The 12,168-nt window shown below is 43.9% G+C and carries 9 protein-coding genes and 2 riboswitches; of the genes, 8 read left to right on the top strand and 1 reads right to left on the bottom strand.

Features of this window, described 5'->3' with window-relative positions; genetic code table 11:
• Positions 1 to 43: 43 nt before the first annotated feature.
• Positions 44 to 223: riboswitch (Lysine riboswitch) on the bottom strand.
• Between the two features lie 160 nt (positions 224 to 383).
• From BA724_RS01555 to BA724_RS01540, 4 genes are all read left to right on the top strand, one after another.
• Complete coding sequence (locus BA724_RS01555; RefSeq protein ID WP_069936952.1) at positions 384 to 1,643, top strand: DUF445 domain-containing protein; 1,260 nt, start codon at positions 384 to 386, stop codon at positions 1,641 to 1,643.
• An 81-nt stretch (positions 1,644 to 1,724) separates the two neighbouring features.
• On the top strand, positions 1,725 to 2,096 hold the full coding sequence (locus tag BA724_RS01550; protein ID WP_425388969.1) for a Na-translocating system protein MpsC family protein: 372 nt from the start codon (positions 1,725 to 1,727) through the stop codon (positions 2,094 to 2,096).
• A 51-nt stretch (positions 2,097 to 2,147) separates the two neighbouring features.
• A riboswitch (cyclic di-AMP (ydaO/yuaA leader) is annotated at positions 2,148 to 2,291 on the top strand.
• A 31-nt stretch (positions 2,292 to 2,322) separates the two neighbouring features.
• Positions 2,323 to 2,559, top strand: coding sequence for a hypothetical protein (locus BA724_RS01545; RefSeq protein ID WP_069936950.1), 237 nt, complete (start codon positions 2,323 to 2,325; stop codon positions 2,557 to 2,559).
• Positions 2,560 to 2,623: 64 nt separating this feature from the next.
• Positions 2,624 to 4,450 carry an APC family permease gene (locus BA724_RS01540; RefSeq protein ID WP_069936949.1) on the top strand — a complete coding sequence of 609 codons (1,827 nt, stop codon included), beginning with the start codon at positions 2,624 to 2,626 and terminating at the stop codon, positions 4,448 to 4,450.
• Between the two features lie 161 nt (positions 4,451 to 4,611).
• On the opposite strand, the gene rocF is transcribed toward BA724_RS01540, so the two are convergent.
• Positions 4,612 to 5,517 carry an arginase gene (gene rocF, locus BA724_RS01535; RefSeq protein WP_069936948.1) on the bottom strand — a complete coding sequence of 302 codons (906 nt, stop codon included), beginning with the start codon at positions 5,515 to 5,517 and terminating at the stop codon, positions 4,612 to 4,614.
• Positions 5,518 to 5,984: 467 nt separating this feature from the next.
• On the opposite strand from rocF, the gene BA724_RS01530 reads away from it, so the two are divergent.
• The 4 genes from BA724_RS01530 (at position 5,985) to BA724_RS01515 (ending at position 12,026) form a co-directional block, all read left to right on the top strand.
• Positions 5,985 to 7,175, top strand: coding sequence for an ornithine--oxo-acid transaminase (locus BA724_RS01530; RefSeq protein ID WP_069937016.1), 1,191 nt, complete (start codon positions 5,985 to 5,987; stop codon positions 7,173 to 7,175).
• A gap of 140 nt (positions 7,176 to 7,315) precedes the next feature.
• On the top strand, positions 7,316 to 8,920 hold the full coding sequence (locus BA724_RS01525) for a M20/M25/M40 family metallo-hydrolase (protein ID WP_069936947.1): 1,605 nt from the start codon (positions 7,316 to 7,318) through the stop codon (positions 8,918 to 8,920).
• Between the two features lie 454 nt (positions 8,921 to 9,374).
• A complete protein-coding gene (locus tag BA724_RS01520) occupies positions 9,375 to 10,190 on the top strand; it encodes an ABC transporter ATP-binding protein (protein WP_069936946.1) in 816 nt (271 codons plus the stop codon).
• 117 nt (positions 10,191 to 10,307) lie between these two features.
• Positions 10,308 to 12,026 carry an ABC transporter ATP-binding protein gene (locus tag BA724_RS01515; protein WP_069936945.1) on the top strand — a complete coding sequence of 573 codons (1,719 nt, stop codon included), beginning with the start codon at positions 10,308 to 10,310 and terminating at the stop codon, positions 12,024 to 12,026.
• Positions 12,027 to 12,168: the final 142 nt, after the last annotated feature.

Raw genomic sequence — 12,168 nt, 5'->3', positions numbered from 1 at the left:
AATGTACGGGACACTTGTGTTTTAAAATAACCCTCATCCTCTGTCCCTTTATAGTTCTCCACAGAATAGTCCTGTGACAGTTTTACACCTGTTCGATGCAAACCCAGCTCAAAAGATAAAATGGATCCTTCGAGCTTCGGCGATAATTCCTTTCGACCACTATCAAGAGCTCCATCAAGCTTCCAGTGTACTACTTTTAATTATCGCAACCTCTACCTCATTGAGACAGCTATGAGGATTTATTATTCGATTTTTATAAACTTGAGAATAACAAATAGTATTTAGTTATGTCAATATAGTATGAAAAAAAGTTGCTTCACATTAAAATCTTTTCTTTTATTGTTATAATAGAATGAAAATTATGTGCAAAAGGTGACGAAGAAATGAAAACTAAACAACCAAAACAATCAAAGCATTTAGCCAGTTTATCGCTTGCCGTAATGGGAGGCGGTTTCGCTGCGACCATTCCTTTTCAGGGACCGGTGTGGGGTGGGATTTTACATGGGGGATTTGAAGCGGGACTTGTCGGTGGGCTTGCCGACTGGTTTGCTGTGACGGCTTTATTTCGCCATCCGGCGGGCATCCCGATTCCGCACACAGCTCTATTGCCAAAAAACCGAAAAAAGATAGTCGGCGCACTGGTCACGACACTTGAAAATGACTGGCTCTCGAAAGAAAGCATTCAAACGAAGCTTGAAAGCGTGCAGGTGGTCGAAAAACTGCTGCCTGTTGTCCAAAAAGAGCTTCAGTCAGAGCCGGTTCAAAAAGAGATCAATGCGATTCTCGACCAGCTCATCCGGTCCATTGATGTGGAAACCATAACGCCGCTCATCGAAAAAGAATTAAAAACGGCTCTTTCTTCCATAGACGCAAGCCGCGTGATTGAAGCAGCCGTTCAAAAACTAATTGAACAAAAACACGATGAAAAAGTGCTTGATTATTTGCTTGGCCGTGCTGAAAATTGGATCAATAAAAATGAAACGAGCCGCCAGCTTGGCCGAACAGCGTTAAAAGCAATCGAAGGATTGGAAATGGATGGGTTTATGCAGTTTGCCCTAAAGTCGTTTCAGCAAATGCTGAGCGAAGAAAAGCTTGGCAATCTTCTGCAGAATCTTTTGCGGAATGCGCTTATGGATGTGAAGCAGCCTGATAATTTAAACAGGCAGGCGTTTTTAATAAAAGTACGAGAGGAAATGCAAAGTATCACAGAACGGGAAGAATGGATGAACGTCGTTGAAGCGAGAAAACAGAAAGCACTTGCCGAGTGGGATCTTTCTGACAAAATAACGGAAATTCTGATTGGCATTCAGCAAAAAGCGTCGGCTTTCGTTCAAAGCGGTAAGTGTATGGAGTTATACATTCTTCCATTTATGACACGGATGCTGGCGAATGTAAAAGAAAACCCGGACAAAATCAGCGGTATGGAAAATTGGGTTCAAAAACAAATCGCCGCTCTCGTGGAAGAAAACCATTCAAAAATAGGCAAGCTAGTAGAAGAAAATTTAAACAAACTGGATAATGAAACGCTTGTCAGCATGATGGAAAACCACATTGGCAAAGACCTTCAATGGATTCGGGTAAACGGTGCTGTCTGCGGTTTTGTGATTGGCCTTGTGTTAGCCGGAATACAAACACTCGTGTAAAAATCCGGCCCCTCTTTACAGGTTCTTATTATTCAAAGTATGATAGGACCTGGTTGATTTTCGCAAATGGAGGGAGCAGCAGTGGCGGGACAGAAAAGAAAGCTTGAAGCAGAACTGAGTGAGGCGTTCATTAAATTACAGCGTGAATTGATTGGACGGGGCCCGCAGGAAACAAAAACGCATATTGTCCAGGATATGGTCATCGCCCGTTTCAAAGGAGTCATGACAGTGGAAGAAAAGCATTTAGCCGGCCACCAAGACGGAAGGAAGCTAGTGAAAGAAATGCGCCAGGTACTGCGGGAAATGTACAGTGCTCAATTTGAAGAAATTGTTGAAAAGCATACAAATTGTAAAGTGATTTCCAGTCATAGCGATATGAGCACAAAAACAGGCGAGCACATCGAAATATTTATTATGGACCGCAATTTGGAAAAATTATTCGCTGCTGAATAAAATAGTGTTGACTTAAAAAAATAAGCAGAGTAGAATAACTTCATCAACAACTATATACCTCGGCCTAGTCCCGTCAGCGGGAACGGAGGAACCAATTTTTTGGGGCTAATTCTACAGTTTAAGTAGAAAGGATGAGAGCAACTCTTTCGCCATCCTGCCCGTCAGCTAACTTCGTCGGCTAAAGCGAAGGAGGTCTAAAGACCGCCTTTATTCAGGGGGCTTTTTTTTGTGGCAGTATACTGCGGCGAAAAAAAGCAGCTTGAGCAAAAAAGCAGGTCTTTTTATTGTGCCTATCTTTAGAAAAACAGCTTGGAAGACTGAACGCAAAGAGAGCAGAGATGCTTGCTGGGCGTTACGTAGACCAATGATGTCTTTTTCTCTAGCAAAACAGGAAAAATCTTTCCTTGTTTTTGTGTGGAAAAAACGTCATTGGTCTTTTTTATTTTTTAAAAAAGGGTTTTGATGTGATTGAGTAGGCTTTCATGAACAGGGGATTATACAAATAAACTATTGGACGGTGAAAATTAGTGTTGTCTTCGATAAAACGATTTTTAATTGGACGGCCGTTAAAATCAGATGCCCTAGGGGAACAGAAATTAAACAAAAAGAAAGCGTTAGCCATTCTTTCTTCCGACGCTTTATCATCCGTTGCCTATGGCCCGGAGCAGATATTAATTGTTCTCATTACCGTGAGTGCTGCAGCGTTTTGGTATTCTATCCCGATTGCAGTCGGTGTACTGATTCTGCTAACAGCCCTTATTTTATCGTACCGGCAAATTATTTTTGCATATCCACATGGCGGTGGCGCATATGTGGTTTCAAAGACAAATCTCGGTACAAATCCAGGCCTGATCGCGGGGGGGTCCTTGCTGGTGGACTATATTTTAACGGTAGCCGTCAGTGTATCTGCGGGTACAGACGCGATTACATCCGCTTTTCCGGAATTACATGACCATAACGTCAGCATTGCCGTTGTATTTGTCGTCCTATTAACCCTGTTGAATCTGCGGGGGGTAACCGAGTCGGCTTCTGTTTTGGCTTATCCGGTCTATTTATTTGTTTTAGCATTATTCATTTTGATTGGTGTAGGGCTGTACAACATTGTAACGGGTGAGGTTCCACCTGAATTGCATACACCAGTCGGCACACCGATAGCGGGAATCAGCTTATTTATACTCTTAAGAGCCTTTGCATCCGGAAGTTCGGCTTTAACAGGTGTTGAAGCTATTTCCAATGCGATTCCAAACTTTAAAGATCCAGCTCCTAATAATGCGGCTAAAACACTGGCCGCGATGGGGACCCTGCTTGCTTTATTGTTTTCCGGCATTGTTTATCTCGCCTATTATTACGGCATTACACCTCTAGCGGAAGTAACCGTTGTTTCACAAATTGCGGAAGAAACATTTGGCCGGAATTTTATGTATTTCTTTATTCAGGGAACGACAGCGTTAATTTTAATTCTCGCTGCCAATACAGGATATTCTGCGTTTCCTTTGCTGGCGGTTAACCTGGCGAATGATAAGTTTATCCCAAGAATGTTTACATTTAGAGGTGACCGTCTAGGATACTCCAATGGAATTATCGCGCTAGGGCTTGCTTCCATCCTTCTGATCATTGCTTTTAAAGGACATACGGAACAGTTGATTCCACTGTATGCTGTTGGTGTATTTATCCCGTTTACGCTGTCCCAGACGGGCATGATAGTGAAATGGATTCGTGAAAAACCAAAAGGATGGGTAACGAAGTTAATCATTAATTCAACCGGTGCCCTGATTAGCTTTATCGTGACCATTGTCTTTTTTTTAACTAAATTTGCACAAGTTTGGTCTGTTTTGGTGTTCTTGCCGATCATCATTTATATCTTTCACCGAATCAGAAAGCATTATGAAGCAGTAGGCGACCAGCTGCGGATTACAACGTGTGAGCCTTCTACACCGATTGAAGGAAACGTGATTGTTGTGCCGGTTTCTGGTATTACCCATGTGGTAGAAAATTCACTAAACTATGCGAAATCCTTGAACCCAGAACGGATTATTGCTGTTTACGTCGCTTTTGAAAGAGGGGACGAAAGAAAGTTTGAAGAAAAATGGAAGCAATGGCAGCCTGATGTTCGACTTGTGACATTGCATTCGCATTATCGAAGCATTATCCAGCCATTAACAAAATTTGTGGATACAGTGGAACATAAAGCAAACGAATCGAACTATCGGGTGACGGTACTTATCCCGCAGTTTATTCCGAAAAAAGGCTGGCACAACTTTCTTCACAACCAATCCAGTTTACTGATTCGGGCATTTTTACTTTATCGGAGAAATGTCGTTGTCACAACAGTACCTTATCATTTGAAGAAATAAAATGATTAAAAAAGAGATATTGGATAGCTTTACATCATGTAGAGCTATTCCTCATTATGCTGAGCAGGCGAAGGAGAAATAATGATGAAGCGTAAATTCAGCTATTCCATAGACCTGCCATTCCACTTGAAAAAGTAAAGCCGCACAAATTTGTGCGGCTTTTAAAGCAGTTTTTCGCCAAGCAGGGAAGCGATCAGTGCAACAGCAGCAGCACCTGTTTTATTTTTCTCGTCTAAAATCGGGTTCACTTCCACAAACTCGGCGGATGTAATAATACTCGATTCTTCAAGCATTTCCATCGCCAAATGGCTTTCCCGGTAGCTGAGGCCGCCTGCGACCGGTGTACCGACACCTGGTGCTTCTGTCGGGTCCAATCCGTCAAGATCCAGTGAAAGGTGGACAAATTCGGTCCGCTCGCGCAAATAATCAATCGTTTTTCTCATCACCGCCGACATGCCAAGGCGGTCGATTTCGTGCATTGTATATACTTTTATGCCTTTTTCTTTAATGAGTTTACGCTCTCCGGCATCGAGATCGCGTGCCCCGATAATGACAACATGTTCCGGCTTTACTTTCGGTGAAAAGCCGCCGATGTTTATTAAAGCGGAATGACCGATTCCAATACTGGCAGCAAGCGGCATGCCGTGAATATTACCGGAAGGAGATGTATCGGGTGTATTTAAGTCACCGTGCGCGTCATACCAGATAACGCCGAGGTTTTTATGTTTTTTCGCCACGCCGGCAAGCGTTCCAAGCGCGATGCTGTGATCACCGCCCAATACGAGCGGGAAATGGCCGTCTGTAATGATTTGTTCGATTTTTTTTGCTAAACATTCACTCGCTTCAGTGACAGACTCTAAGTTTTTTAAGTTGCTTGTGCCCGATTGCTCTGCGTTTTCAAGGATGTCAACGGTAATGTCCCCTTTGTCGTGCACTGTATATCCAAGATCGGTCAGCCGTTCATACAATCCCCCATAGCGAATAGCGCTTGGTCCCATGTCGACCCCGCGGCGTGTTTGTCCTAAATCCATTGGCACACCAATGATTGATACTTGTTTCTTTTTCATAAAAAAGCCCCCTTGTATTCTCAATGATTCGCTCTTTAATTAAAGACATACAAAATCAAATGATTCAAGTGGACATGAATTTGAATATTTATAAAATGTTATTCATGTTAAAAATATACCAAAGTATTCAAGTGGTAGTGAATACTTTGCTGGCTTGACCCGAACAGTTTTACTGTACTGGAAATGCTAAAATAAATCGTAGGTAAGTCATGTTTAAAACAATGTGGTTATCATTGCTTTAACCTGCTGTATTTCAACTAATTTTTCCTTTTTATTAAATCACACGAATCCCGAAACCTGCTTGTTCCATATCATATTCATAAAGAGCATTCTTTTTGCACATCGCTTTGTGACGACATTTATTTTGCGGCAGAGAGAGATTTTGATGGCACATAAAGACGAACAGGAGAAACCCATGTTGTGAAATGGTTTAATGAAAAAAAGAGGAAGACGGGGTGACAGCACCAATGAACACATCCAAAAAAATCATTGAGCAAATTGAACAATTCGGGGCACATAACTATCATCCGCTGCCGATCGTTGTATCAGAAGGAGAAGGCGTATGGGTGAAAGATCCGGAAGGTAACTGGTACATGGACATGCTGAGTGCTTATTCAGCCGTCAACCAGGGACATCGCCATCCGAAAATTATTCAGGCATTAAAAGATCAGGCTGACCGGATCACGCTGACGTCACGTGCGTTTCATAACGACCAGCTTGGCCCGTGGTATGAAAAGATTTGCGAATTGACCGGCAAAGAAATGGCCCTGCCGATGAGTACAGGCGCAGAAGCAGTGGAAACGGCGGTCAAAGCAGCCCGCCGCTGGGCATATGATGTAAAAGGAGTGGCAGAAAATCAAGCAGAAATCATCGCTTGTGCCGGTAATTTCCACGGCCGGACAATGACGGCTGTCTCGCTGTCATCAGAAGCAGAATATAAGCGCGGATTCGGTCCGATGCTTCCGGGCATTAAGCTTATTCAATATGGTGATATTGAAGCGCTGGAATCGGCCATCACACCAAATACAGCCGCCTTTTTGGTTGAACCGATTCAAGGCGAAGCAGGTATTGTTATTCCACCGGAAGGCTTTTTAAAAGCTGCATCGATGCTTTGCCAAAAACAGAATGTATTATTTATTGCCGATGAAATTCAAGTGGGTCTTGCCCGTACCGGCAAGTTGTTTGCCTGCGAATGGGAAAATGTGAATCCCGATATGCTGATTCTCGGCAAAGCACTTGGCGGCGGAGTATTTCCGATTTCATGTGTTGTGGCGGATAAAGAGATATTAGGAGTCTTTAATCCAGGATCGCACGGATCGACATTTGGTGGAAACCCGCTTGCGTGCGCCGTCTCGCTTGCTTCTCTTCAAGTAATTGCAGAAGAACAGCTTGCTAGCCGATCGCTCCAACTAGGCACCTATTTTAAAGAAAAGCTGGCGGAGATGAACCATGCTTCTATTAAAGAAGTACGCGGCCGAGGTTTGTTTATCGGTGTCGAACTGAAAGAGCCTGCCCGCCCGTATTGCGAAAAGTTGAAACGAGAGGGTGTTTTGTGTAAGGAAACGCACGAAACCGTTATCCGTTTTGCCCCGCCTTTAATCATTTCAAAAGAAGAATTAGATTGGGCGATCCAAAAAATTAAAAAAGTTTTTGCATAAAACAGGGCCGGTGAAGCAGCCGCCGGCTTTTTTATTTTCATAAATATGACGTGATTAAATAAAAATTGAATTTTCAGAAAGAATGTCTCACAATAAAAAGATATTCTTTTTTACATTTTAATTGAAAGGAAATGACCGCCATGCCCACATTATTATGGGATTCACCTGAGAAGCTTCGCGCACTGCTCGGTGAGCTCGTCAGCTGGAAAAGTATGACGCAGACAGAAGGTGAGCGGCAGTTTCCCATGAAGCTTCAATCAAAGCTTTTGCAGCTGGACTACTTCCGGAAAAACCCAATGCACTTATCACTTCATGCTGCCGACACGCGCCGGAAATTCGTGACGGCGCTTTACAAACATCCGGATGCGCTGAAAACTATTTGTTTAATCAGTCATTTTGATACAGTCAGTACAGAGGAATACGGGGAGCTTGAGCCGCTTGCAACACAGCCGGAAGAGCTGACGGCGTATTGGCTGGAGCAGCCGAACGATTTGCCGGAAGATGCGCTTGAAGACTTGCAGTCAGGCCTTTATTTATTCGGGCGCGGCACGATGGATATGAAAATGGGGCTGGCCCTTCATATGCAGCTGCTTGAAAAAGCAAGCGTGGAAAAGTGGCCGGTTAACTTGCTTCTTTTAACGGTTCCCGACGAAGAAGTCAATTCAGCCGGGATGCGCGCTGCTGTACCGAAGCTGCTGGAGATGCAAAACGAATTTAGCCTTACATTTAACCTGTTTTTGAACAGCGAGCCGGTGTTTACACAAAAACCGGGGGATACAGCCTGCAAAGTTTACTCCGGTACGATCGGCAAAATTATGCCGGGTGCCCTGTTTTATGGAAGGGAAACACATGCGGGTGAGCCGTTTAATGGACTGACGTCTCCTTACATCGCTTCTTTTTTAACGAGGAAAATGGAATGGAACCCGTTATTTCAGGAAACGGTGCTCGGCGAAACGACGCCGCTGCCGGTCACGCTGCAGCAAAAAGACCTCCGCCTTGAATATTCAACACAAACACCATATCGTTCCTCTGCGCTGTACAACGTTTTTACGATGAAGCAGACACCTCAGGACATTATGGACACATTTGAACAAACAGCCAAAATAGCGGCGGAAGAGTGCAGTAAAGCCTACCAGGCTGTCTGCCGGGCGAACCGTGTGCAGGCTGTCGGAGAAGTACGCGTCCTTCGTTATGAAGAGCTGCTGCGCCACTCCCTCGAAAAATTTGGCGAAGCGTTTGTAGAAGAAATGAAAGCAGAGGTTTATGCAAATGAAGAGTGGGATGACCGCGAGAAATCATTCCGGATTGCGGATAAACTAATCCTCCAGTCACAGGAACTCACCCCGGCGATTATTTTATTATTTGCCCCGCCTTTTTATCCGGCTGTCAATTCATCCGGAGATGATTTAGTGGAAAAAACCGTCACTTTTTTTACAGAACTTGCCCAAAAAGAATATGAGATGCCGATTGAACGTGTTCATTATTTTAACGGCATTTGTGATTTAAGCTATGTGAATGGAGGTGGAGAGGGAAGAGGATGGCAGTCGTTTGAGCGGAACACACCGGTCTGGAAGGACGTGTATTCCGTCCCATTTGCGGAAATGGCTGCCCTGCGGGCACCTGTGATAAATATAGGACCGTTCGGAAAAGACGCTCATAAACGGACCGAACGCCTTTATATGAAACATGCTTTTGAACAGCTGCCTTTTTTGCTGGAGCAATGGATCAAAGAAATAATGCCTTGACCTCGTTCAAAGCTGTAAGCTGTTGGCAAATGCCCGCTTTCTGAAATTGTCTAAACTTTAAGACTGTCCCCAAAATCAGGTACATCTGGATTTTAGGGACAGCCTTTTTATGATTCTCCCTTCCTGAAAGCCGGAATCAGAGAAGGAATGCTGGAATAAAAAGAATAAAGCCGGGATAATAGACTTTAGCACCGGAAAATAGGTTTTTTCGGCGCAATCAGAAATAGATCAGCGTTAACTTATAATAAGCCAGTATCGTCTTTTTCTCGTAAAAAGGAAAGTATGTATTTATTTTTTAAACAGTGTTCAGCTTCTGGCAGACCAGAGCGTACGCTTACGCTTTTCTAATAAAAAGTATGGACATGAGCGGCAAATTTATGGTAAATTTTAATTGAAACTGATTATCAATTGCAATGATTGGCTATAGATGAAAAATGTGAACGAGGTGGAAAAAATGAGCAAATTACGAGCGGAACATGTAAATATTGGATACGGAACGGCGACAATTGTTGAAGATTTGACGGTTGATATTCCAGCCGGGCAGGTGACAACGATCATTGGCCCGAATGGCTGTGGAAAATCTACATTATTAAAAACCATGGCGCGCCTGCTGAGTCAAAAAAGCGGGGCGATTTATTTAAATGGTGCCGATATCCAGCGGCTGTCTACGAAAGAAATTGCCAAACAGATGGCGATTTTGCCGCAAACGCCAGAGGCTCCGTCCGGATTAACAGTTTATGAACTTATTTCCTATGGGCGTTTTCCTCATCAAAAAGGATTCGGTACATTAAATACACATGATAAAGAAGTGATTGAGTGGGCAATGCAGGTGACAGGAACCTTTGATTTCCGCAACCGCGAAATTGATGAGCTGTCCGGCGGCCAGCGTCAGCGTGTCTGGATCGCTATGGCACTTGCCCAGGAAACAGATTTAATTTTACTGGATGAGCCGACGACGTATTTGGATTTAGCGCACCAGCTCGAAGTGTTGGAATTACTACAGGAATTAAATGAGCGTGAAGGACGGACGATTGTGATGGTGCTGCATGATTTAAACCATGCGGCCCGCTTCGCTGATTACCTTGTTGCGATGAGAAATGGCGATATCGTTTGCGAGGGAACACCTGAAGCCGTGATGACGAAAGAGAACTTGCACGACGTTTTTCAAATTGATGCGGAAATCGTTCGTGATCCGCGCTCAGGAAAACCGGTTTGTTTAACGTATGATTTAGTGAAAGCGCCGGAACTAGTGTTGGCAGGAAGCCAATAAAGTGTGCTCGGCTTAAGTAAATGAGGTTGAACATGAGTAAAGAACGTTACGCGTGAACAAGTTATATTGAGCGTGAATGAATAGCTTTAAACGTGAATAAATGAAGCAGGTGACCGTTTGATTAAGCAATTTTTTTCCTATTACCGTCCATATAAGAAGCTTTTTTTCCTGGACTTTTTTTGCGCGGTGTTAGCCGGGCTGCTAGAACTCGCTTTCCCGCTCGTTGTAAATTATTTTATTGATACCCTTTTACCAGAGGGAAACTGGAACTTAATTTTAGCCGCAAGTATTGGTCTATTGCTCATTTACGTGGTCAATGCCGGCTTGCAGTATGTTGTAACCTACTGGGGGCATATGCTGGGCATTAACATTGAGACCGACATGCGCAGCAAGTTATTTGCCCACGTGCAAAAGCTGTCATTTCGTTTTTTTGACAATACAAAAACGGGGCATCTTATATCACGGATGACAAGCGATTTAATGGAAATCGGCGAGATGGCGCACCATGGACCCGAAGATTTATTTATCGCAGCCATGACTTTAACAGGTGCATTTGCCATTATGATGACAATCAACTGGCAGCTGGCTGTTTTAACGTTTATTATTGTGCCGGGCATTTTATGGCTGGCGGTGTTCTTTAATAAAAAAATGACCGGCGCGTTTCACCGTTTATTCGGTGATATTGCAGACTTTAATGCCCGCATTGAAGACAGCATGGGCGGCATTCGCGTTGTACAGGCATTCGCCAATGAAACGCATGAAAAACAGCAGTTTGAAGAAAACAATGGAAGATTCCGTTTGACGAAGCTTGTCTCTTACAAAATCATGGCACAGAATATGTCGATCAGTTATATGCTTATGCGGGTTGTTACCCTTTTTGTCCTTATTTGCGGCACCTATTTTGTCATGCAGGGCGAGCTGACGTACGGTGAATTCGTCGGATTTATTTTGCTGTCGAATATTTTCTTCAGACCGATTGAAAAAATCAATGCGATTATTGAAAGCTACCCGAAAGGCATCGCGGGCTTTAAGCGGTATATAGAGCTTCTTCATACAGAGCCGGATGTGGCGGATTCCCCGGATGCAATTGAAGTGAATGCCGTGCAGGGCAATATTCGCTACAATAACGTTACATTCGGATATGAGGGAAAAAAACCGGTGCTGAAAAATATCAGCCTGTCGATACGTTCGGGCGAAACGGTAGCGTTTGTTGGACCGTCCGGTGCTGGAAAAACGACGATGTGCAGTCTGCTGCCGCGTTTTTATGATGCAGACGAAGGCTATATTTCGATTGACGGAATCGATACAAAAAATATGACACTTGCTTCTCTCAGACGCCAGATCGGTATCGTTCAACAGGATGTATTCCTTTTTTCGGGAACGATTCGGGAAAATATTTTATACGGTGATCTCGGCGCATCGGATGAAGCCATTATGGACGCATTAAAGCGCGCGCGTCTTGAGGAATTTGTCGCGGCTCTTCCAGATGGACTTGAAACAGTTATTGGCGAGCGCGGTGTAAAGCTGTCCGGTGGGCAAAAGCAGCGTCTTGCCATTGCGCGTATTTTCCTCAAAAATCCACCGATTCTTATTTTAGATGAAGCAACGTCCGCACTTGATACGGAAACAGAGCTTGCCATTCAACAGGCGCTGGCAGAGCTTTCCGTTGGACGGACAACGCTTGTTATTGCCCATAGGCTGGCAACGATTAAGCACGCGGACCGGATTATTGTTGTGACGCCCTCAGGCATTGAAGAGCAGGGCAGCCACTATGAGCTGTTGGAGCAAAACGGCCATTACCGCCGCCTGCACGAAGCACAGTTCGGAAATCTGTAATATTTCAAGAACCCTTTCCTGTTAAGATAAAGGAGAGGGTTTTTTTGATTGGATGAGTAAAATAGAGTGGAATTGGATGGTCCTTTTTTAAGGATCTTTTTTATGATTAAAGGATGAGGAAATAATGAGGAATTGGAGGGGA

This window comes from Domibacillus iocasae (assembly GCF_001750285.1).
Classification (GTDB): domain Bacteria; phylum Bacillota; class Bacilli; order Bacillales; family Domibacillaceae; genus Domibacillus; species Domibacillus iocasae.
Note: the sequence above shows the minus strand (reverse complement) of the source record. Positions and strands in the feature narration are given on the sequence as shown.

Bases quoted from the DNA above. Each gene is read 5' to 3' on its own strand.
- BA724_RS01555 (WP_069936952.1), top strand. From the start codon at position 384: ATGAAAACTAAACAACCAAAACAATCAAAGCATTTAGCCAGTTTATCG.
- rocF (WP_069936948.1), bottom strand. From the start codon at position 5,517: ATGAAAAAGAAACAAGTATCAATCATTGGTGTGCCAATGGATTTAGGA.
- BA724_RS01530 (WP_069937016.1), top strand. From the start codon at position 5,985: ATGAACACATCCAAAAAAATCATTGAGCAAATTGAACAATTCGGGGCA.
- BA724_RS01525 (WP_069936947.1), top strand. From the start codon at position 7,316: ATGCCCACATTATTATGGGATTCACCTGAGAAGCTTCGCGCACTGCTC.
- BA724_RS01520 (WP_069936946.1), top strand. From the start codon at position 9,375: ATGAGCAAATTACGAGCGGAACATGTAAATATTGGATACGGAACGGCG.